The sequence below is a fragment of the Streptomyces sp. NPDC031100 genome (genome assembly GCF_055570785.1).
Map to the genome: position 1 here is coordinate 189590 of NZ_JBVIGN010000007.1, position 21905 is coordinate 211494.

Annotated in this window: 18 protein-coding genes; 8 read left to right on the forward strand and 10 right to left on the reverse strand. The window is 73.1% G+C overall.

The features are described from left to right. Nucleotides 1-214 precede the first annotated feature (214 nt). Nucleotides 215-1699, reverse strand: coding sequence for a hypothetical protein (locus tag ACZ5DS_RS21205; RefSeq protein WP_468240726.1), 1485 nt, complete (start codon nt 1697-1699; stop codon nt 215-217). Nucleotides 1700-1866: 167 nt separating this feature from the next. Between ACZ5DS_RS21205 and ACZ5DS_RS21210 the strand changes: the two genes are divergently transcribed. Both ACZ5DS_RS21210 and ACZ5DS_RS21215 read left to right on the forward strand, forming a co-directional pair. Then, the gene (locus ACZ5DS_RS21210; protein ID WP_404064600.1) at nt 1867-2250 is read left to right on the forward strand and encodes a BlaI/MecI/CopY family transcriptional regulator; all 384 of its coding nucleotides are present in this window, start codon (nt 1867-1869) and stop codon (nt 2248-2250) included. After that, a complete protein-coding gene (locus tag ACZ5DS_RS21215; RefSeq protein WP_468240729.1) occupies nt 2247-3140 on the forward strand; it encodes a M48 family metalloprotease in 894 nt (297 codons plus the stop codon). The genes ACZ5DS_RS21210 and ACZ5DS_RS21215 overlap by 4 nt, the downstream gene beginning before the upstream one ends. Before the next feature lie 235 nt (nt 3141-3375). On the opposite strand, the gene ACZ5DS_RS21220 is transcribed toward ACZ5DS_RS21215, so the two are convergent. Both ACZ5DS_RS21220 and ACZ5DS_RS21225 read right to left on the reverse strand, forming a co-directional pair. Beyond that, the gene (locus ACZ5DS_RS21220) at nt 3376-5718 is read right to left on the reverse strand and encodes a glycoside hydrolase family 65 protein (RefSeq protein ID WP_468240732.1); all 2343 of its coding nucleotides are present in this window, start codon (nt 5716-5718) and stop codon (nt 3376-3378) included. Further along, entirely contained in the window at nt 5715-6455 is a 741-nt protein-coding gene (locus tag ACZ5DS_RS21225; protein ID WP_468240735.1) for an HAD family hydrolase, read from the reverse strand. Before ACZ5DS_RS21225 ends, ACZ5DS_RS21220 begins: the two co-directional genes overlap by 4 nt. A gap of 119 nt (nt 6456-6574) precedes the next feature. On the opposite strand from ACZ5DS_RS21225, the gene ACZ5DS_RS21230 reads away from it, so the two are divergent. After that, nucleotides 6575-7231, forward strand: a complete 657-nt coding sequence (locus ACZ5DS_RS21230) for a nucleoside/nucleotide kinase family protein (RefSeq protein WP_468240738.1) — start codon at nt 6575-6577, stop codon at nt 7229-7231. Here ACZ5DS_RS21230 and ACZ5DS_RS21235 read toward each other — a convergent pair. The 5 genes from ACZ5DS_RS21235 to ACZ5DS_RS21255 all read right to left on the reverse strand — a co-directional run bounded on the left by ACZ5DS_RS21235 (nt 7215) and on the right by ACZ5DS_RS21255 (nt 13707). Beyond that, the gene (locus ACZ5DS_RS21235) at nt 7215-9044 is read right to left on the reverse strand and encodes a hypothetical protein (RefSeq protein WP_468240740.1); all 1830 of its coding nucleotides are present in this window, start codon (nt 9042-9044) and stop codon (nt 7215-7217) included. The genes ACZ5DS_RS21230 and ACZ5DS_RS21235 overlap by 17 nt on opposite strands. Before the next feature lie 6 nt (nt 9045-9050). Further along, nucleotides 9051-9929, reverse strand: coding sequence for a carbohydrate ABC transporter permease (locus ACZ5DS_RS21240; protein ID WP_468240743.1), 879 nt, complete (start codon nt 9927-9929; stop codon nt 9051-9053). Between the two features lie 18 nt (nt 9930-9947). Further along, nucleotides 9948-10928: a carbohydrate ABC transporter permease gene (locus tag ACZ5DS_RS21245; protein ID WP_468240746.1), complete on the reverse strand. Its 981-nt coding sequence runs from the start codon at nt 10926-10928 to the stop codon at nt 9948-9950. A gap of 53 nt (nt 10929-10981) precedes the next feature. Next, nucleotides 10982-12313, reverse strand: coding sequence for an ABC transporter substrate-binding protein (locus ACZ5DS_RS21250; protein WP_468240749.1), 1332 nt, complete (start codon nt 12311-12313; stop codon nt 10982-10984). A gap of 272 nt (nt 12314-12585) precedes the next feature. Further along, a complete protein-coding gene (locus tag ACZ5DS_RS21255) occupies nt 12586-13707 on the reverse strand; it encodes an ROK family protein (protein ID WP_468240752.1) in 1122 nt (373 codons plus the stop codon). Nucleotides 13708-13976: 269 nt separating this feature from the next. On the opposite strand from ACZ5DS_RS21255, the gene ACZ5DS_RS21260 reads away from it, so the two are divergent. The 5 genes from ACZ5DS_RS21260 to ACZ5DS_RS21280 all read left to right on the forward strand — a co-directional run bounded on the left by ACZ5DS_RS21260 (nt 13977) and on the right by ACZ5DS_RS21280 (nt 20854). Beyond that, a complete protein-coding gene (locus tag ACZ5DS_RS21260) occupies nt 13977-14852 on the forward strand; it encodes an N-acetylglucosamine kinase (protein ID WP_468240754.1) in 876 nt (291 codons plus the stop codon). Nucleotides 14853-15025: 173 nt separating this feature from the next. Continuing rightward, the gene (locus ACZ5DS_RS21265) at nt 15026-16963 is read left to right on the forward strand and encodes a phosphatase PAP2 family protein (protein WP_468240757.1); all 1938 of its coding nucleotides are present in this window, start codon (nt 15026-15028) and stop codon (nt 16961-16963) included. A gap of 443 nt (nt 16964-17406) precedes the next feature. Continuing rightward, a complete protein-coding gene (locus ACZ5DS_RS21270) occupies nt 17407-18975 on the forward strand; it encodes an ArnT family glycosyltransferase (protein WP_468241270.1) in 1569 nt (522 codons plus the stop codon). Nucleotides 18976-19033: 58 nt separating this feature from the next. Further along, on the forward strand, nt 19034-19999 hold the full coding sequence (locus tag ACZ5DS_RS21275) for a MurR/RpiR family transcriptional regulator (protein ID WP_468240759.1): 966 nt from the start codon (nt 19034-19036) through the stop codon (nt 19997-19999). 477 nt (nt 20000-20476) lie between these two features. Beyond that, the gene (locus ACZ5DS_RS21280; RefSeq protein ID WP_468240762.1) at nt 20477-20854 is read left to right on the forward strand and encodes a hypothetical protein; all 378 of its coding nucleotides are present in this window, start codon (nt 20477-20479) and stop codon (nt 20852-20854) included. A gap of 55 nt (nt 20855-20909) precedes the next feature. Here the strand turns inward: ACZ5DS_RS21280 and ACZ5DS_RS21285 are convergent, their stop codons facing one another. Together ACZ5DS_RS21285 and ACZ5DS_RS21290 are read right to left on the reverse strand one after the other, a co-directional pair. Further along, the gene (locus tag ACZ5DS_RS21285; protein ID WP_468240765.1) at nt 20910-21101 is read right to left on the reverse strand and encodes a hypothetical protein; all 192 of its coding nucleotides are present in this window, start codon (nt 21099-21101) and stop codon (nt 20910-20912) included. Nucleotides 21102-21142: 41 nt separating this feature from the next. Beyond that, entirely contained in the window at nt 21143-21904 is a 762-nt protein-coding gene (locus ACZ5DS_RS21290; RefSeq protein WP_468240768.1) for a peptidoglycan-binding domain-containing protein, read from the reverse strand. Nucleotide 21905 lies beyond the last annotated feature (1 nt).

Below are 21905 nucleotides of genomic sequence, written 5' to 3' on the forward strand. Positions count from 1 at the left end.
CGTGCTGGGTCATCGACCGCCTCCCCCGCGTCTGTCACGGCCCCAGGTCATGAACCGGCCTCCGGCACGGCGTAGTAGAGGCGCAGCCCGTCGAGCAGCACGGACGGCCGGCTGCGGGCGTACCCGGGCGGCCGGGGGCGAGGCATCACGGGAAGCCTCCCGTACGGCGTGCTGGGTCATCGACCGCCTCCCCCGCGTCTGTCACGGCCCCAGGTCATGAACCGGCCTCCGGCACGGCGTAGTAGAGGCGCAGCCCGTCGAGCGGCACGGACGGCCAGGTGCGGGCGTACCCGGGCGGCCGGGATCCCGCGGGCACCAGGGTGGCCACCGGGGTGTGGCGCGCGGTGCGGGCGATGGCCTGGGCCGTGCTGTTGGCGTTGTGCCCGCTCGTCGCCGCCGAGGAACAGCCGGCGTAGAACGCCACCGGGATGGCGTCGTTCCCGGTGAGCAGGCAGGGCGGGCGGACGCCGAGCCGGTGCAGGGTGGCGGCGGTGCGGGACCAGCCGCGACGGTCGGCGGTGGTGCGGTGCGCGACGTGCACCAGGATCGCCGACTGCACGGCCAGATGGGTGGCGAGTCCGAGCGCCACCAGCGTCACGGCCACGCGCCGGGCGCGGCCCGGCGCGGTCACCAGGTGGACGAGCGCGTCGGCCACGGGGATCGCCGCCAGGGCGTAGGCGGGGAGCAGGAAGCGGGGCGCCGCGTAGCCGATCATGAAGAGGTAGGGGAAGGCGGCCGTCGCGGCGCAGGCGAGCGGGAGCAGCGTGGGCACGGTGCGCCGGGCCCGGACCGCGACCGCCAGGCCGAGCCCGGCGAGCAGCGGCAGCGCGAACCACCAGACGGTGAGCAGCGGATGGGGCAGCGCTCCGGTGCACGGCCGGCACAGCGCCCGTCCGCCGAGGCTGCGCAGCTGGTCCACGACGGCGAAGTGCAGGCCGAGCCCGCCCTGGATCGCCGAGCCGTCCGCCAGACGGCGCGCGAGGCCGCCGAAACTGACGTACGCCTCGATCACCCACTCGGCGGCTCCGCCGGCGAGCCCGGCGAGGAGGACGAGCAGGGCGCGCCAGTGGCGGCGCAGCAGGCCGAGGGCGAGGAACGGCAGGGCGGCCCATACGGCGTCCATGGGCCGCATCCACGCCATGAGGGCCGCGCTCGCTGCCAGGCCCCACAGCGCGGCCCGGTCCGAGCGGTCGGCGCGGGCGCGCAGGAAGCAGGCCACGGCGGCCAGGGCGCCCACGGCCACCCAGTAGTTGGGCATGGCCTGGGGGCCGTAGAACAGGGTCACCCACAGGGAGGCGAACAGGGCTCCGGCGAGTGCGAGTACGCGGACGGGGAACAGGCCGCGCCAGGCGCGCAGGGCCAGGAAGAGGGCGAGGCCGGAGAGCAGGGCGAGGTAGACCCGCAGCAGCGCCGTCGACGAGGACCAGGCGGCGACGGGTGCGACGAGCAGGGAGACGCCCCGGGCGCGGGGTGCGCTGAAGAAGGCCGCGGGTGCGTGTCCGCTGACCTGGCTGACGTACACGGTCTCGTCCCAGCCGAGGCCCATGCCGGGCCGGACCAGGAGCAGTTGGGCCAGGGTGAAGGCGGCCGCGACGGCCGCGAGCGGCCAGATGGCGCGGGTCCGCCCGGTGCCGACGGGCGCGCGGCGCGTGTGCGCGTGCCGGGCTGCGCCGGCGGTGGCGTGCGCGTTGCCGACCATGACCACCCCTCTTCCCCTACAGCTTGTAGGGCTGCTCGTCACCCTACAGCCTGTAGGACCGAGGTCGAGAGTCGGGCAAAACACGGACAAACTAGCGCAGTTCACCGCTCCGTGCCGGGCAGACAGGGCCATCCGGCCCACGGCCCTACGCGCTGTAAGGTTGGGGCATGGCTGGCACAGGGTCCCGCGGCAGGGCGGAGCGGCGCAGCGCCGGGGAGCTGGAGAGCGAGGTGCTGGCGGCCCTCTGGGCCACGGAGCGGCCGCTGACCCCGGCGGAGATCCAGGCCGAGATCGGCGGCGGGCTCGCCTACAACACCGTGCACACCATCCTCAAACGCCTGTACGACAAAGGGCTGGTGCTGCGGGACGCCGACGGACGGCGCGGCGCGTACCGTCCGGCGAAGAACGCGGCGGAGCTGACCGCCGAGGCCATGCACGAGGCCCTGGACCGCGGCCCCGACCCGATCGCCGCACTCCAGCAGTTCGTGACCGGCCTCAGCCCCGAGGAGGAGCGGGCCCTGCGCGAGTTGCTCGCCGGAGGCGGCGCATGAGGTTCGACGTGTACACCCCGCTGCTGCTGTCGCTGCTGCTGTCCGTCGTCGCCCCGGTGATCGGCGGCCGGGTGGCCCCGGCGCTGGCCGCCCGCGTGCTGATGTCGGCGGCCGTGCTGACCGCTGCCGCCACGACCTGGTCGCTGGTGCTGTTGACGGCCGCGCTGCTCGGGGACGCGCCGCCGGTGGTCCGGGAGGCCCGCGAGGACGGGCGCCGGCTGGTGGATCCGGTGCCGGAGGCGATCGGCGTCGCCGCCGCCGTGGCGCTGGCCGTCGTCGTGTGGCGGGTGCACCGGGCGGTGCGCGCCGAGCGCTGCACCCGGCGGGCGCTGAAACGACTGTGCGCGGGGCAGCCTGCGGACACGGAGTTGATCGTCGCAGCCTCCGAGGTGCCGCAGGCGTTCGCGATCCCCGGCCGGCCGGGCCGGATCCTCGTGACCTCCGCGATGCTGAGCGCGCTGCGCGCGGAGGAGCGGCGGGTGCTGCTCGCCCACGAGCGCGCGCACCTGGCGCACCGGCACGGGCTGCTGGTGACGGCGGCCACGCTCGCCGCTGCGGCCAACCCGCTGCTCACACCGGTCCGTTCGGCCGTCGTCTTCCTGGTGGAACGCTGGGCGGACGAGCAGGCGGCGGCCGCCGTCGGAGACCGGCGGGCCACCGCCCGCGCCCTGGCCCGGGCCGCGCTCACCGCCGGCCGGGCTCGCCCGGTGTGCACCCTGCACTTCGCCGACCGTGCGGTCACCCGCCGGATCGCGGCGCTCCAGACGAGCCCGCCCCCGCGCCTGTGGTCCGTCGCGGTGGCCGTCCTCGCCCTGGGCGCCCTGCCGGCCCTGCTCGCCGCGGATGCGACGGGCGACCTGCTCGGTCTGCTGTCCGGGGTGCTGGCCTGAGAGCCTGTGTCATATCTCCGGTCGGATCAGCGCGCGGCGTCTGGTGCGTGCGATCGCAAGGCGTCGAAGCGCCCTCGATGGGGGTGCCCCCGCGCGAGCGAAGCCGAGCGTGGGGGAGGAGCCACGTGGGTGGTTCGGCAACGCGGCTGGGGGTCCCCCCACGCCCTTAAGGCAGTGGGGGAGTGCGTGCCAGGCGTCGCGCGCCCGGCCGGGGATATGACACAGGCTCTGACGCTCAGCCGCTGTTCGGCGCGCGGTGCACGGGCTGCTCGGGAGCCGGGCGCGGGACGACCGGCGGCACGGAGCGGACGGCGGGCTCGTCGGTGCTCACCCGCAGCGCCTCCCCGTGGTGGTGCAGCGTGAGCGGCGGCCCGGCCAGCAGCGTGTACGTCGCCTTGTCCGCGCCGATCTCCACCCTGAGGCGGCGGCCGCGGAACTGGAGGCTGAAGGCCAGGCGGCGCAGCCGCTCCGGCAGGCGCGGGGCGAAGCGCAGCCCCTCGCCGTCGCGTCGCAGGCCGCCGAAGCCGGCCACCAGCGCCATCCAGGTCCCGGCCAGCGAGGCGATGTGCAGCCCGTCCCGGGTGTTGTGCTCCAGGTCCTGCAGGTCCATCAGGGCCGCCTCGGCCGTGTAGGCGTAGGCGAGGGCGAGATGGCCCGCCTGGGCGGCGACGACGGCCTGGCAGCAGGCGGACAGGGAGGAGTCGCGCACGGTCAGCGGCTCGTAGTAGGCGAAGTTCCGGGCGACCTGCTCGTCGTCGAAGTGGGCGCCGCACGTGTACATGGCGAGCACCAGGTCGGCCTGCTTGACGACCTGTTTGCGGTACAGGTCGAAGTAGGGGAAGTTCAGCAGCAGCGGGTACTGGCCGGGGCTGGTGCCGGCGAAGTCCCAGCGCTGGTAGCGGGTGAATCCGGCGTGCTGCTCGTGCACGCCGAGCTCGTCGTTGTACGGGATGTGCACGGCCTCGGCGGCGTCCCGCCAGGCCGCGCTCTCCTCCGCGTCCACGCCGAGCCGCTCCGCGTGGCGCGGGTGCCGTTCGACGGCGTCGGCGGCGGCGAGCAGGTTCTGGCGGGCCATCAGGTTGGTGTAGGTGTTGTCGTCGGCGATCGCGCTGTACTCGTCGGGGCCGGTGACGCCGTCGATGTGGAAGACGCCGTGGTGGTCGTGGTGGCCGAGCGAGCGCCACAGGCGGGCGGTCTCCACCAGCAGCTCGATGCCCGCCTCCCGCTCGAAGGCGGCGTCGCCGGTGGCCTCCACGTAGCGGACGACCGCGTCGGCTATGTCGGCGTTCACGTGGAAGGCCGCGGTGCCGGCCGGCCAGTACGCCGAGCCCTCCGCGCCCTGGATGGTCCGCCAGGGAAAGGCGGCTCCGCCGAGCCCCAGCTGGGTCGCGCGCTCGCGTGCCTCGTCCAGCGTGTTGTACCGCCAGCGCAGGGCCTCGGCGACGGCCTCGGGGGCGGTGTGGGTGAGGACGGGCAGCACGAACATCTCGGTGTCCCAGAAGGCGTGCCCGTCGTACCCGGAGCCGGTCAGGCCCTTGGCGGGTATCGCCCGCTGCTCGGCGCGGACCCCGGCCTGCAGGACGTGGAAGAGGGCGAACCGTACGGCCTGCTGGATCTCCTCGTCGCCGTCGACCTCGACGTCCGCGCGGGCCCAGAAGTCGTCCAGATGGGCCCGCTGCTCGTCCAGCAGGCCCTGCCAGCCGTCGTGCGCGGCGGCCGCGAGGGCAGCGTCCACCTGGTCGGCCATCGCGGGCAGCGAGCGGGTGCCGGACCAGCCGTGGGCGACCAGCTTCTCCACCCGCAGCCTCTGGCCCGGCTCCAGGACGGAGGTGACGGTGAGGCGGGCCACGTCGGTGCCGCTCTCGCTGCGGGCCGTGGTGCGCTCGGGTCCGGTGACCACGTGGTCGGCGGCCACGGCGACCCGCAGGCCGCTGCGCCGGGTGCGGTGCACCAGCCGCAGCCGGTTCCCGGAGGCGAAGTCGTCCTCCTGCTCCAGCGGCGACTGCAGCGCCATCGCCGCACGCGGGTCGCCGTTCGACCCGGGCAGCTGCTCGTTGGCGACCAGCTCCGACTGGATCACCACCCGGCTGCGGCTGCCGACGGCCTCCACCTCGTACGCCACCGCGGCCACCGCCCGCTGGGTCAGCGACACCAGCCGGATGGAGCGCACCCGGACCGTGGACCCGGCCGGGGAGGTCCACTCGCAGGTCCGCTCCAGTACACCGCGGCGCAGGTCCAGGACGCGCTCGTGGGCGACGAGCCGGCCGTAGCGCAGGTCGAACGGCTCGTCGTCCACCAGGAGCCTGAGGATCTTGCCGTTGGTGACGTTGATGACCGTCTGCCCGGACTCCGGGTAGCCGTAGCCGGCCTCCGCGTACGGCAGCGGGTGGACCTCGTGGACGCCGTTGAGGTAGCTGCCGGGCAGGCCGTGCGGTTCGCCCTCGTCCAGGTTGCCGCGCCAGCCGACATGGCCGTTGGACAGCGCGAACACCGACTCGCTCTGGGCGAGGACGTCGAGGTTCAGGTCCGTCTCGCGCACGGCCCACGGCTCGACCGTGTACGACCGGTGGGTGATCACCGCTTGCCTCCCAGCTCGGCGAGGTCCTTGACGACGATGCTCGCGCCGTGTGCGTACAGCGCGTCGGTCTGCCCGACCCGGTCGACGCCGACGACGTATCCGAAGCCGCCCGCACGGCCCGCGTCCATGCCGGCCAGCGCGTCCTCGAAGACGGCCGCCCGCTCCGGCTCGACGCCCAGCTCCCGGGCCGCGGCCAGGAACGTGTCGGGGTGCGGCTTGCCCGGCAGGTTCCGCTCGGCGGCGACGACGCCGTCGATGCGGACGTCGAAGAAGTGCTCGGCGCCGACGGCCCGCAGCACGTCCCGGCAGTTGGCGCTGGAGGAGACGATCGCGGTGCGCAGCCCCTCGGCGCGCACGGCCTCCAGATAGCGCAGGGTGCCCTCGTAGGCCTCCACACCGCCGGTGCGGATCCGCTCCAGCAGCAGGTTGTTCTTACGGTTGCCCAGGCCGTGTACGGTCCGGGCGTCCGGCGGGTCGTCGGGGGCGCCCTCGGGCAGGTGGATGCCGCGCGAGGCGAGGAAGGAACGGACCCCGTCGGCGCGCGGGCGTCCGTCGACGTACTCGTCGTAGTCGGCGATCTCGTCGAACGGCCGCGCCTGCGGGCCCTCGTACTCGCGCAGGAACGCGTCGAACGTCTCCTTCCAGGCGGCCGCGTGCACGACGGCCGTCTTGGTGACGACCCCGTCGAGGTCGAAGAGACACGCCTGGATGGTGTCGGGCAGACCGAGCTGAGTCATACCCAGCACTGTTCCCCATGGGGCGCGGTGTCAGTGGGTGGCGGGCGCCACATGAGCCATACTTTCGAACCTTGCGGCCCGGATCCCGCCGCCGGGTCCCTGGTGACAGACTCTGTCGTGTGCCGCTGACCTTCGACGACCTCCTCGCCCGAGCCCGCGCCCTGATCGGGGGCGGGCGGCGCGCCCTGCTCGGGATCGCGGGCGGCCCGGGCGCGGGCAAGACGACGCTGGCCGAGCACCTCGTCGCCGCCCTGAACGCCGACGGGCCGCCCTGGGTGGCCCACGTCCCGATGGACGGCTTCCATCTCGCCGACGTCGAACTGGACCGGCTGGGCCGCCGGGACCGCAAGGGCGCGCCGGACACCTTCGACCCGGCCGGGTACGCGGCCCTGCTGCGGCGGCTGCGCGAGGACACCGACGAGGTGGTGTACGCGCCCGGCTTCGAGCGGGTGCTGGAACAGCCGCTCGCGGGGGCGATCCCGGTGCCGCCGACGGCGCGGCTGGTGGTGACCGAGGGCAACTACCTGTTGCTCGACGGTTCGTGGGCGCGGGTGCGGCCGTGCCTGGACGAGGTGTGGTTCTGCGAGATCGACGAGACGGAGCGGATCCGGCGCCTTGTGGCGCGGCACGTGGAGTTCGGCAAGGACCACGGCGCGGCCGTGGCCTGGGTGCGGGGGACGGACCAGCGCAACGCCGGCCTGATCGCCACGACGCGGGGCCGGGCGGACCTGGTGGTACCGCCCGGCGCGCTGCCCTCGCTCAGACGCTCAGCGTGAGAGCGGGTTCGCCCGCGGCATCGCCCGCCGGATCCCCGAGCACGGCGGTGAACGCCTCGGTGCGCACCGTCAGCCCCTGCCCACCGCTCTCGAAGACGGGCGCGAAGGACCCGCCCGGCCCGTACCGTACGGCGAACACGTGCAGCCCCTCGGGGGCGCCCGGCGCCGGGTCGGCCTCGAGCGCGGTGGAGCTGACCAGGTGGCGCCAGCCCTCGTCGGGATTGCCGTAGCCGCGCGGGTCGGCCGCGAGCGCGAACGCCGCCTGTTCCTGGGTGAGTTCGGCGCGGGCGTCGAAGTGGTCCGGGCCCGTGTCGGCGGGATGGGTGAGGCGCAGTTCGCCCGCGGAGACGGCCTCGCCCTCGGCGACGCGGCACACCCGGTCGCCGTCGTCGGCGGCGTACGGCAGCCCGGACAGCAGGTAGGGCGCCCCGTCGAGCCGCTCCACGGCGACCGTCACCCACAGGCGCGTGCCGTCGGTGACGTACAACGACCGCACATGGCGCAGCACGTGGTCGCGGCCGACGACCGGCTTGGTGACCAGCTTCGCGGCGAGCCCGTCGGTGCGGACGTCCCGGACGCGCACCCGGCCCATGGGACGGCACAGCAGGAATCCGTCCGCCACCGGTCCGAACCCGTGCTGGCGGCGTACGGCCGCCGGCAGGTAGTAGGTGCCCGCCGCCTCGATCAGCGACGGGGTCATGCGGCTGTCGAAGGCGACCGAGACCGTGCCGGAGCGCAGCTGGTGGCGGGCGGGGACTTGCGACGGGGTGCGGTACCAGCGGGTGGTGTCCTGGATCTGCCAGACCACCATGAACGCGAAGTGCCCGTCGATCCGGCCGTCCCGCTGGACCGCATGCCGGCCCCAGCGGGTGTCGCCGCGGTAGCGGCCGAGGTCGGCGCCGATGCGGGCACTGAAGTAGCGCAGGCCCAGGACGGACTCGAACCCGGAGTGCTGTTCGCTGTAGCGGGGGCCGCCGATGTCGAAGCCGCCGCTCGTCAGGCGGGCGTCGATGTACCGGGCGAGCGCGTCGCCGTCCGCGGCGAACACCTCCTGGCCGCTGACCCGGTGGGCCTGGGCGAGGAAGGACAGGGAGATCGGGCCGTAGTTGTTGTCGTACGCGCCGCCGTGCTCGGGCGGCAGCAGGGCGCCCCGGTCGCGGACCCGGTGGGCGCGGATCTCCTCGAGGTACAGGGCGAGCGCATGGGAGCGGACCAACTGGCCCTCGCCGTCGGGGAGATGGCGGGCCAGCATCAGACCGCCGACCACGCAGCCGATGGCCTGGTTGCCCGCCTCCTGCGGGTTGAAGAAGGTCGCCTCGGTCAGCCACTGCCAGTAGCCGTGGGCCAGTTCGGTGAGCGCGGTGCGCTGGGCATCGTCCAGGAGGCCGTCGGCCGCGTCGAGGACGTTGACCGCCTGCAGCAGTGCCCATACCGTGCTCGGCCAGTCGCCGATGGGGTGGGCGCCCGTCTCCAGCACGTAACGGGCGTACGGCAGGCCGGAGTCGGTGGTGCGGAGGTTCGGGTAGCCGGGGTTGTCCCCGGTGTGGACGCGCTCGCGCAGGTGGAACGCGAGGCTGCGGCGCACCGCCTCCGGCAGCCGGGGGTCCCTGCCGCGCTGCCAGGCGAGGGCGAGCAGGGAGGTGATGCCGAGGGAGGTGTCGCCGATGTCGTCGCCGGCGTCGGGGTGTTCCAGGCTGCCCTCGGACGTGAGGCGGGCCAGGGCCTGCTCGGTGACGTCGGCGAGGACGGCGTCGTACGCCTGCTCGGTGTCCGGGAGATCGTGCAGCGGGCCGCGCTGGTGAGGGAGATGCACGGGTGGTCAGCCCTTCATGCCGGAGGTCGCCATGCCTTCCACCAGCCTCTTCTGGAAGACGAGGAAGCAGATGAGTGTCGGGGCGAGCGCGAGTGTCGACATGGCGAACATAGCGCCGTAGGAGGAGCCGCTGGTCTGGTCCAGGAACAGGGTCAGTCCGAGGGGCACGGTGAAGCGGTCGTTGCGCTGGAGGTAGACGAGCTGGTGCAGGAAGTCGTCGTACGTCCAGATGAAGGTGAAGATCGTGGTGGTGATCAGGGCCGGCTTCATCAGCGGCAGGATGATCTTCCAGTAGATCTGCAGGGGGTTGGCGCCGTCCATCATGGCCGCCTGGTCCAGCTCGCGCGGGATGGAGCGGATGAACTGGACCATCAGGAAGACGAAGAAGGCGTCCACCGCGAGGAACTTCGGCACGATCAGCGGCAGGAACGTGTTGATCCACGTCAGGTTGTAGAAGATCGTGTACTGCGGGATCAGGACGGCCTGCGTGGGCAGCATCAGCGTGCCGAGCATCAGGCCGAACCAGATCTTCTTGCCGCGGAACTCGAAGCGCGCGAAGGCGTAGGCGGCCAGCGAGCAGGAGATGACGTTCCCGATCACCGCGCCGATCGTGACGATCAGCGAATTGGTGATGTAGAGCGAGAAGGAGTTGCCGGAGCCGCTCCAGCCCTCGGAGTAGTTCTCCGGCTGGAGCTTGTCCGGGATCAGCCCGGGGTGGGTGAAGATCTCGGTGTCGGGCTTGAGCGAGCTGCTGAGCATCCACAGCAGCGGGTACAGCATGACGATCGCCACGCCGATGAGCAGCGTGTGGACGAAGATGCGGCGGGGGCCGGTGAGCGAGCGGAGCCTGTTCAGCGGCGATGCGTTCGGGGTGAGGGCGGACATGGGCGGTGGGCTCCTCGCTCAGTCGTCGTAGTGGACCCAGTAGCGGCTGGCGATGAAGTTGACCGCCGTGAAGCCGGCGATGACCAGGAACAGCACCCAGGCCAGCGCCGAGGCGTACCCCATCTGCAGGTCGGTGAAGCCCTTCTTGTACAGGTACAGGGAGTACAACATGGTCGAATTGAGCGGTCCGCCCGTGCCGTTGCTGACCACGAAGGCGGGGGTGAACGTCTTGAACGCGTCGATGATCTGCAGGACCACGTTGAAGAACACGATCGGCGTGAGCAGCGGAAGGGTGATCCGGAAGAACCGGGTGACGGGCCGGGCGCCGTCGATCGCGGCCGCCTCGTACACGTCCTTCGGCAGTTGCTTGAGACCGGCGAGGAAGATGACCATCGGCGTGCCGAACTGCCAGACGGCCAGCAGGATGAGCGTGTAGAGCGCGGTGTCGGGGCTGGAGATCCAGTCCTGGCCCTTGATGCCGAACCAGCCGAGGAAGTCGTTGAACAGGCCGTCGCCGCCGAAGACCTGGCGCCACACGATGGCGATGGCCACGGCTCCGCCCAGCAGCGAGGGCAGATAGAAGGCGGCCCGGTACAGGCCGATGCCCTTCAGGTCCCGGTCGAGCAGCATCGCCACGCCGAGCGCGAGCGCGAGTTTCAGCGGGACGGAGACGACCACGTACAGGAGGGTCGCGTGCACCGAGTCCCAGAAGACCGGGTCGTCGGTGACCATGTGCGTGTAGTTCTCGGTGCCGACCCACCGCGCGGGCGACAGCAGGTCGAAGTCCGTGAAGGACAGGTACAGCGAGTCCAGCATCGGGTAGATCGTCAGGCCGAACAGGCCCGCGAACCAGGGGGCCAGGAAGAGGTACGGCCACCATCCCCCGCCGCGCCGTCTGGCGGCGCGGCGGCGCATCCGTTCGCGCTCGCGCTGGTCCGCGGGGGTCGCCGGGGCGGCCGGCGCCCGCCCCGCGGCCTCGTCGGTCCTGGCGGTGGTCATGCTCATCGTCTCCCTGGCCCTCTCCCGGTGCCTGACGGTGCTGCTGCGGGCCCTCAGCCCGCGAGGGCGGACTGCGCCTGGTCGAAGAACTCGCTCAGCTGCGCCTTGACGGACTTCCTTCCGAAGGCGATCGCCAGGTTGGACTGGAACAGCAGGTCCCAGATCTGGTCCGCGCCCTTGGGCGGGGGCACCGGCGCGGGCAGCGCGCCCGTGGCCTTGGAGACCCGCTGGGCGATGTAGTCGGCGTTCGCCATGTTCAGCTTGTCGGTCTCGGTCAGCCCGGCGGAGATCAGCGAACGGGCCTTCTCGGTCGGCGGGATGCCGCGCAGCAGCTGCATGTCCTTGATGGCGGTGGCGTCCTGGGCGAAGAAGTCCATGATCTTGACCGAGTCGGCGACCCGCTTGCTGGACTTCGTGGCGCTCAGCAGCACGCCGCCGTTGACGAAGTTGCCCTCGCGGGCGCCGGTCCAGTCGCCCTGCGGGGTGGGCAGGAAGTCCAGCTGGGCGTCGGTGATCGAGCCGCCGGCGCCGTAGACGCCGGAGTCGAAGGTGAACAAGGCCTTGCCGATGACGACCGCGTTCTTGGTGAGGTCGTTGTGCGCGGCCGAGGTGACGGCGGGCGGCGGGGAGGCGTGGTCCCCCCGCATCCCGGCCCAGAACTCCCACCACTCCTGCAGGGTGTCGGCGGTGAAGCCGAGCTTCGTGCCGTCGTCGGAGAAGAACTGCTGGCCCTTCTCGCGGGCGAAGATCTCGAAGCACTGGAGGGTGGAGCCGCCGCCGTCGTCGACGCCGTACTGCTTGCCGCCGCTCTTCTTGTAGACGTCGGTGGCGATCTTCTTCAGGTCGTTCCAGGTCCACTCGCGGTCGGGCAGCTTCAGGCCGAGCTTCTCCAAGGCGGAGCGGTTGACGGTGAGCTGGTTGACGCCGATGCCGGACGGGACGCCGTACAGCTTGCCGTCGACGGTGCCGGCGGCGAGGAGCGTCCTGGAGAAGCCGGTCAGGTCCAGGGACTTGCCGACGTAGGAGTCGAGCGGGGCGAGGATGCCCTTGCGGGCGTACTGGGCGACGAGCGCGGTGTCCATCTGGAGCAGGTCGGGGGCGCTGCCGCCGGCGACCTGGGTGTTGAACTTGTCGAAGTAGCCGTCGTAGCCCTGGTATCGGGTCTCGATCTCGATCTTCGGGTTGTTCTTCCGGAAGGACGCGAGGGCCTTCTTGTAGGCGGCGTGCCGGTCGTCGCTGCCCCACCAGGTCATGGTCAGCTTGCCGCTGTCGCTGCCCGCGCCGGTGCCGCCCGCACAGGCGGCGAGCGAGGAGCCGAGCGCGCCGGCGACGGCCAGCCCGCTCGCGGTGCGGAAGAGGGTTCTGCGCGAGATCTGGTGACCCACCGGGTCCTCCCTGAAGGTGCGTGACGGATCCCGGAGCCGGTCAACTCGGCTCGGGTGCCTGGGGGTTGGAATCGCTTTTCCGGTGACGCGGCCTCGCCCGGCCGCGCGGCCCCGACGGGTGAGGTCCCCGGCCCTGACGGCCGTTTTCCATGCGAGCACGCCCTCGCACGGCGGCCGTACCTCGCGTACGGCCGGGACGCACACCCCGAGTCGGTGTCCCGCCCGACTTAGAAAGCGCTTGTCCGGACATTGGCAGACCGAGTCCGAGGCCGTCAATCCTTCGCCCGTTCGGCCTCGGTCACGGTTCGGACTCCCCGGGCGACCGCGAGCCGGGCGGCGCCGGTGACGGTGCCGAGCTCCCCGACCGTGCTGCTGACCACCTCGGTGGGCCAGCTCAGCCGCTCCAGTTCCGCCCGCACACCGGGCAGGAGCTGCGGGTCCGCGCCGGTGCTGCCGCCCAGCACGATCAGCCCCGGGTCGAGCACGGCGGCCACGGCGGCGGCCAGCCGGCCCACGTCGGCGGCATGACGCGCGACGACGGCGCGTGCCGTCGCCCGGCCCTCCCCGGCGAGGGCGAAGAGCTGCTCGGTGGTGGTGGGGCAGGGGCCGTCGGCGTCCCGCCAGGCCGCGGCGGCTCGCGTCAGGAGGGAGCGGGCGCCGACGTACTCCTCCAGGGCCTCGCGGCGCGGCTCGCGGCTCTCGTCCCAGGGGTAGGGCAGCCGGGCCAGTTCACCGGCGGCGCCGTTCGCGCCGCGCAGCACCCGGCCGTCGATGACGATGCCGAGGCCGATGCCCACCCCGATCCGCAGATAGCAGAACGTGCGGCGGCCGTGGGCGGCGCCCTCGTGCAGCTCGGCGAGCGCTGCGCAGTTCACGTTGTTCTCGAGGTGGACGGGAACACCGGGCGGCAGCGCGACGGCCATGGCGTCGAAAGCGGGGCCGGCCTTGTCGGTCGCGGGGCGCATGCCGGTGCCGTCCCGGTCCGGCGCGGTGACGTCGCCGACGGCGACGACGATGGTGCGCAGCGGGGCGTCGGCGGGCAGCGCGCACAGGGTCGTGCGTACGGCGTCTGCGGCCTCGGCCCGGGAGGTGGTGGCTTCGGCGAGCAGGGTGCCGTCGAGGGCGCAGCCGCGCACCCGCGTGTGATAGGGGCCGAGATCCACGGCCAGCACGGACCCGGCGGCCGGCCCGAGCCGGTAGACGGCGGCGGTGCGGCCGGTGCCGCTGGAGGCCGTGCCGGAGTGTGCGGCGAGCCCCGCGGCCTCCAGCTCGGCCACGGCGCCGGACACCGTCGGCTTGGACAGGCCCGCGTCGGCCGCGAGCCTGGGGCGGGTGGCGGAGCCGGCCGCGGCCAGGACGGCGAACACCGCGCGGGCGCTCTCGCTCAGGTTCATGCTCTCCCCCGGGTTCGGGCGGCCATGGGTGGGCGGGAGGCATCGGTGGTGCGTGCACCGCTGGTCCGTGCCTCTTGACGCACTCTACTTCGTTAGTTAATTTCCTAACGAACTCACGGTACCCGCCTGCCGTGGCCCGCCGCCGAAGCCCGTCCCGGGGCTTCCCGACCCTTCGGTACAGCCGTTCAGCCAGGCACGGTCCGCCCGCCGTCACCGAGGACGCCGAGAGAGGATCTGTGCACGACACTCCCCCTTCGTACCCCCTCGTGGTGGGGATCGACGTGGGCGGCACCAAGACCCGTCTCCGGGCGCCGGCCGGGGGCGAATGGGTCGCCGACCGCGTCCGCAGCAGCAGCGGCTGGCGGCCGCACGCCCCGGCCGCCGCCGCGGCCTGGCCGGCCGCGCTGCTCGACGACGGTCTGCGGACCGGATTCAGACCGGCCGCCCTCGCCGTCGGCGGGCACGCCTGCGAGACCCCGCGCCAGTGCGCCGCGATCCGGGCCGCCCTGGGCGACCACCTGGACGCGCCCGCACTGGTCGTGGGCGATGCCGAACTCCTCGTACCCGCCGCCGGGTTGGAGAAAGGGGTCGGCCTGGTCGCGGGCACCGGCTCGGTCGCCGTGGGCCGCGCGGGCGATGGCACGCCGGTGCAGGCCGGCGGCTGGGGCGCGGTCCTCGGCGACGAGGGCGGCGCCGCCGGGCTCGTCCGGGAGGCCGCGCGCGCCTGCTGGGCCGCCCACGACCGCGGCGAGGCGCCCGACGCACTGGCCGCGGGACTCCTCGACGCGTTCGGTGTACCCGAAGTGCCCGCGCTCGGCGCCGCGTTGGAGAGCGCCACGGACGTCTCAGCCGAGTGGGGCCGGCATGCCCCGGTGCTCTTCGCGGCCGCCGAGGCGGGTTCCCGGCTCGCCCGCGAGGTGATAGCCGCCGGGGGCCGCTCCCTCGCCGCGCTCGTCGTCCGGCTCGCCCATCGGGGCGTGGCCGTGGACGACGTGGTGGTCGCGGGCGGCACCGTCCTCGCCCAGCCGCTGCTCTACGACGCCTTCGCCGCCGCGCTGGCCGAGTCCCTGCCCGGGGCCCGGCCGCAGCGGCTGCGGGTGCCGCCCGTCAACGGGGCGGTGGCGTTGGCACGTTCGCTGCTGTGAGAGGGGCGGGGGAAAGCCACCGCGTTCGATCCTGTGGGATTCACCCCCGCGTTCACCTTCCCCACACGATCACGTCGCCGTGCACGCCCCGGCAGGACACGAACCCGCCCTAGATATTCACTCGTTCAACTTCTTCCCACGGGATCGCACAAGAACTCAAGAGAGGCACACGCATGCCGTCACCCGCCGGGCACCGCTCCTCCTCGCCGGCCCGTGGATCCGCCCTGAACCGGCGCGGCTTCCTCACGACCTCGCTGGGCGTGTCGGCGGGCGTGCTCGCCGCCCCGACCTTCGCCGCGTGGCTGTCCGCCGCTGACGCGAAGGCCGCGACCGCAGCCGCCGCGTTCGTGGACGACTACAAGACCAACGTCCTCGCCCATCTCACGCCCGAGACCAACGCGGTGGTCCGGATCCTCGGCGGCTTCGCCCAGTTTTGGAAGACCGGCTCCGCCTGGAACACCGGCACCCCGCTGCGCCCCGAGGTGCTGCGCGCCAACCTGCGCTACTGCGCCCGGATCACCACCGAGCGCACGGACGCGCAGGCGAAGGAGGCGTTCGTCTACGACCGCCAGCACCAGAGCTACGCGATGATCGCCGGCCTCGGTCCGCTGGCCGACCTGTACAAGGCAGGCGCCAAGGCGGTCACCTCGATCACCGCCGCGCCCGACGGCACCCCGGCGACCACCGTCAGCGACGCCGTCCCCGCGACCGCCCCGGCCGGCTCGGCCCTCGGCGCGGGCTCCCACGACTCCGCACTGGGCAAGGTCGCCGAACTCGTCGACACCGTGCGCGGCCCGTACGCCTCCGGCAATCCCTCCAAGTACGCCTACCAGTACCCGCGTCCGTGGCGCATGAACGAGGACAGCGAGGTGGTCGACACCGGGACGACGGACGCGTTCGGCTACCCGGTGTACGAGTCCGACGTGGTCGTCGCCCCGCAGCTGCTGCGCCAGCGCGGCACCTCCCCGACCGACGACGGCGGCTTCCCCAGCGGTCACACCAACGCCTTCCATCTGGCGGCGCTGGCCTACGCGTACGCGGTGCCCGAGCGTTTCCAGGAGTTGGTGACGCGTGCCTTCGAGCTGAGCCACACCCGGATCGTGGCGGGCATGCACCACACCGTCGACGTCATCGGCGGCCGGATCATGGCGACCGCGCTCGCCGCGGCCACCCTCACCGACCCGGCGAACGCCAGCGTCAAGGCGGCGGCGCGCGCCCAGGCACTCTCCTACTTCACGGCGCAGACCGGCACGACGGCGGACACGCTGTACGCCTACGCGCACGCGGCCGGCACCGACACCGACCCGTACGGCGACCGCGACGCCAACGCCCGCGCGGTGCGCCCCCGGTTGACGTACGTGCTGACCCGGCACGGCCGCGACACGGCGTTCACCGTGCCGAAGGGCGCCGAGGTGCTGCTGGAGACGCGGCTGCCGTACCTGGACGCCGATCAGCGGCGCGAGGTGCTCCGCACGACCGGGCTGCCCTCCGGGTACGTGCTGCTCGACGGGTTCGAGCAGTGGGGGCGGCTGAATCTGTTCGCCGCGGCGGACGGGTACGGCGCCTTCGACCGCGATGTCACGGTCACGATGGACGCGGCCGCCGGCGGCTTCTCGGCGGCCGACAGCTGGCGCAACGACATCCACGGCTGCGGCGGTCTCGCCAAGCGGGGCACCGGCACGCTGACGCTGACCGGCCGGAACACCTACGAGGGCGGGACCGTGGTGGAGGACGGCGTGCTCGTCGTCGGTTCCACCTTCGCCCTCGGGCGCGGTGACGTGCAGATGCTGGGCGGCACGCTGCGCACGGACCGCCTGGCGCGCGTGCAGGGCACGTACGTCCAGGAGGCGGGCGCGACCCTGGAGGTCACGCTCCGCGGGGAGCGCCGGGCGGGGCTGTCGCTGCCCGGGCGGGCCCTGCTGGGCCGGGGCAGCGTGCTGTCGCTGCGCCTCGACGCCGACAACCCTCCGGCCGCCGGGACGACCGTACGCGTCATGGGCGCCCGGGCACTGCGCGGCCAGTTCGACCAGGTGAAGCTGAACTCCGACGCGCTGCGGGCCGTACCGGTGTATACGGCGGAAGGTCTGTCGGTACGACTCCTGAAGCGGTGACGCCTCCGGGGCGGGAGCGGGTGCGAGAGCGGGGCCGTGGTGCTGCCCGGGACCGCACCCGCCCCCACCCGGCCGACCTCACCGCAGGGCGGATGATGGCGCACGAACAGCAGACGGTCCCTGCGGACTGGGCCGACGGGGCGGGCCGTGCTGACGGGGCGGACCAGGTGCCCCGGACGGTCCTGGCACCCGGGGCGGAACAGGTGACCCGTACGGTCCTGGCACCCGAGGCGAACCAGGCGACCCGGGAGGCCCTGGTACCCGAGGCGGACCAGGCGACCCCGGCGGTGGTCCTCGCCCCCGAGGTCCCCGGCCTCGGATCCGCACGCCCCGTGTCGGCAACCGCGCCCGGCCGGCCGCACGCGGGCCTGCGCCGCCTGCGGTGGGCGGTGGTCCGGCGGCGGTGGGCGGTGCCGCTCCTGGTGGCGCTGTTGCTGGCCCAGATGGCCGCCGTGATGGTCACCACGGCCATCCGGCAGACGCCGACGATCGACGAACCCGTGTACGTGGCCACGGCCACCGACTACCTGCGTGCGCACAGGGTGCGCTACAACCCCGAGCATCCGCCGCTCGGCAAACTGCTGATCGCCGCAGGCGTGGCGGTGGCCGACCCGCACTACGACCCGTCGTTCACCGGCATCCCGCCGTCGTCCATCGGCGTCCAGGGCGATGTGGGCCGGCATCTGCTGTACGAGTCGGGCAACGATCCCTGGCGGCTGATGCTGTGGGCGCGGCTGCCGGTGATCGTGCTGACCCTGCTGTTCGGGCTGGTGGTGTTCGCGTTCGCGCGGGAGTCGGCGGGTGTGGCGGGCGGTCTGGCGGCGCTGGCGCTGTACACCTTCTCGCCGGACGTGATCGCGCACGGCTCGCTGGCCACGCTGGACGTGCCGGCGACCGGTTTCGTGCTCACATCGGCCTGGCTGGTGTGGCGGGCGCGGCACCGGCCGCGCGTGTATGTGCCGCTCGCCGGGGCGGCGCTCGGGGCGGCCGTGGCGACGAAGATGAGCGCGCTGCCGGCGGTTCCTGTGGTGATGCTCCTCGCGGTGCTGTCCGTGGGGAGCGCCCGGCGCGATGCCGGCCGGCGGCGGAAGGTGCTCCTGGCGCTCGCGGGTGCGGCGGTCGTGGCGGTGGTGGCGGTCGCGGTGGTGTGGGCCCTGTATCTGGCGGTCGATCCGCGGCTGCGGTTCGTGCCCGCCGAGCCGGTGCCGGTCGTGCACGGGCTGCGCGGGCGGGTGACGGACCTGCTGCCGCTGCCGGAGGCGTACCGGGCCGGGATGCGGGTGCAGTTCGGCCTGGAGTACCAGCCCTGGCAGGGCTATCTGTTCGGGCACCTGTACACGGGCTCGCTGTGGTACTACCTGCCGGCCGCCCTGCTGGTGAAGACCCCGCTCGGGCTGCTCGCGCTGGGCGCGGCCGGTGCCGTGACGGCGGTGGCGGTACGACGGCTGCGGCCCGTGGCGCCGTATCTGCTGCTGCCGCCGGCGGTGCTGCTGGCGGCGGCGATGACCGGCTCGCGGGACTTCGGGACGCGGTACGCGCTGTACGTACCGGTGTTCCTCGCGGTGGCCGGAGCCTGTGTGCTCGCGCTGCGGTGGCGGTGGTCGTGGTTGCTGACGGGGCTGCTGGTGCTGGGGGTGGGGTTGAGTTCGCTGGGGACGTTCCCGTACTACCTGCCGTACTCCAACGAGGCGTTCGGCGGGCCGGCGAACACCCACCGGCTGCTGCACGACTCCAACGTCGACTGGGGCCAGGACCTGGGCCGGCTCGCCGACCGGCTCCGGCAGCGGTACCCGGGCGAGCGGGTGTGGCTGGTCTACAAGGGCAGCGGTGTGCCCGCGTACTACGGCATCCACGCCTCCGATCCGCGCGCGGTGCCGCCCGCGCGGGTGCACGGACTGCTGGTGGTGTCGGACTCCTCGGCCGCCAAGGCGCGCGGCAAACTGGCCGAATTGATCGACTCAAGCCGCCCGATCGATCAAGTCGGTCATTCGATCACTCTGTATCGGCGGTGAGGCTGCCGGCCCGTCACAGCCCCTGGTCACCACGGTCCGTGAGCTATGTTGAGTGGTCGTGGGAGACAAAGGAGGCGGGCCGGTGCCCTCGCCGCAGCAGGCACGCGCCCAGGCGTCGCAGCAGGCACGCGCCCAGGCGTCAGCGATCACCTCGGGCAAAACCGTGCCGGAGGCCGAGGCCGCCCCGACCTCCCAGCTCAGGGAACTTTTCGACGGCCCGCGGCTGTCCCCTGGGCAGCGCCGGGTCGCCCAGTACCTGATCGAGCACATCACCGAGGCGGCGTTCCTGTCGATCACCGAGCTGGCGGACCGCGTGGGCGTCAGCCAGCCCTCCGTCACCCGCTTCGCCGCCGCCGTCGGCTTCAGCGGCTACCCGGCACTGCGGGAGAAGCTCCAGTCGATCGCACTGAGCACGCTGGCCGGCGGGCCCGGCGAGGAGGACCGCGCCAACGAACTCCAGGCGGCCGTGGACGCCGAGGTCCAGAACCTGGAGAACCTGCGCCGCGACTTCGCCGACCCCGACCGGGTGATCAGCGTCGGCCGCGCGCTGTCCCGCTCCACTCCGCTGACCGTGCTGGGCCTGCGTATCTCCGTGTCGCTGGCCGAGTACTTCGGCTACGCCGCCCGCCGTATCCATCCCGACGTCCGGCTGGTGACGCGCGGCGGCAGCGTGGCCTACGACGCACTGTTGCAGTCGCGCGAGGCCGGCGGCACCTGGGTGCTGGCGTTCGCCATGCCCCGGCACGCGCAGGAGACGCTGACCGCGCTGCGGGTCGCGCGCGAGGCGGGCCTGAAGGTTGCCCTGATCACCGACCTGGCGCTGGGTCCGCTGGCCGACGAGGCCGACGTCATCTTCGCCACGGGCACCGGCTCCCGCCTGGTCTTCGACTCCTATGCCGCGCCCGGCGTGATGGCCGCCGCCCTGCTGCAGGCCATGACCGACGCCGATCCGGAGCGCACCCAGGGCCGCCTGGAGAAGTACGAGCATGTGGCGGACCAGCAGCAGTTCTTCCTGAAGGACTGAACCTTTCGGAAGGACTGAACCTTTCGCCCGCGGGAGACCCGTGCCCGCATCTCTTCCCGTCACCCGCCCGTCACAAGGGGATCTTTCGCCGTCCAGGGATCATTCACCGCATATCCCGCATGAATGTTTTCATACGTCTTGCAAACCCGACGGCATATATAAATACTGCAGACGGATCGAGCCCGGCCCACCCCGGGTACGTTCCGCACCCGCGGACTCACCGCGCGCACACCGCCCCGAGAAAGCCGACGGACCGCCCATGCGCACGCAAGCACTCCCGCCGCGCCGGTCCCCCGTGCCCGGGGCCCTCGCACGGACACCCTCAGCCGCCGTCCCCTACCCACGTCGGCGATCCGGGTGTTCGGTGGCGCACCGCCGCTGCGATGCGCCCGTGGCGGCCCCGGTCATCCCCTAGGCCGGGGCCGCCCCACACCGTCGGACCACCGTCACGACGCCGCACACCGGAAGCGATGGATCATGTCCTTGACCACCACTACGCGCCTCAGCCCCGACTGGCCCTGCCAGGTCAAGACGCCGGGCACCTACGACTGGGAACGCTCGGCGGCCAAGTGGCTCCGCGAGCTGATCCCGGCGCGCTACGCCAGCTACCCCGCGCTGATCCGGCATCCCGTCCTGCTCGCCCGGCACGCGCAGATCCAGGTCCAGCAGGAGATCCGGGTGGCCCGGACCGCGCTGCAGACCGCCCGCGCCGAACTGCCCGTCCTCGGGCTGCCGGAGTCGGTCATCGAGCACACGATCAAGATGTACGCGGCCGAGGTGCTGCAGCTCCAGCACATCGCGCGCAGTGTCCGCGCGGTCAGCGAGGCCCTGGCGGGCCGCGGCACCGGCCGCTGAAGGGACCGCGCGCGGCGGCGGGGTGCGCCGCCTCGACCGCACAGCGGCATGGGGGTCAATCGTCGTTGCGGTGTCGCCAGTACCAGCAGACGCCGACGGCCAGGGCCAGCAGGAAGACGAGGGGCACTAGCAGGCCCGGGATGCGGGAGCCGGTCATCGGCGTGGCCTTCGGTCGTGGTGCGAGGTGCGCCCGGCGGCGGGCCGCGGGGTGAACGCCCATGATGAGGCCTGCCGGCCGGTCGTCCACGACGCTTTCCCGGGGCGTTACCCGGTGTTCGAGCCCGGTGCTCAGCCGCTGCCGTCCAGGCTCGTCCGGGATTCCAGTGCGCGTCGGGTGTCGTTGCCGTAGACGCCGGTCTCGTCGCCGCTGATGCCGTACCAGAGCTGGAAGCGGGCCACGGCCGCGGTGAGGACGGTGTCGTAGGTGCCGTTGGTCGAGCCGTCCCGGTAGACGTCCGGCACGCGCAGCAGGCGCTGCTGCAGTTCGGCGACCTCGCGGCCGGTGTCGCCCTGGCGGAGGGTGCCGGCGCCGTCGGGGTCGGCGGACGGGGTGGTGGCGGGAGCGGCCGGGGCCGGGGTCGTGGCGGCCGGCGCCGTGGTGGTGGCCGCGTGGGAGGGCTGCGCGGTCGCACTGGCCTCCTGGCGGTTCGGGAGCAGGAGGGCGCAGCCGAAGCCGACGAGTGCGGCCGCGCCGACGGCCACGGCGACGGCGGCGCGGCGGACCCCGGGGGCAGAGCGGCCGGTGCCGTTCGGTGGGACCTGCGCAGTGGCCGGGAACGGCGGCAGTTCCTCGGTCTCGTCCTCGGCTTCGGGGGGTGTCCGGGCCGTGGTGGCGCCGGTTCGGGGTGCTGTGCCGATGGACTCGGCTGTCTCGAAGGACTCGTAAGCCCCCGGCTCCACATACTTATCCGGCTCCGGCTCCGGCTCCGGCTCCGGGTACATCTCGCGCATCAGGTCCGCGAGGGCGTCGAAGCGGCGCAATCGCAGGACGCGGATGGGTTCCAGGACCGGTCCGGGGTGCGGCTGTTCAGGGTCGGGCGGTGTCGGCACC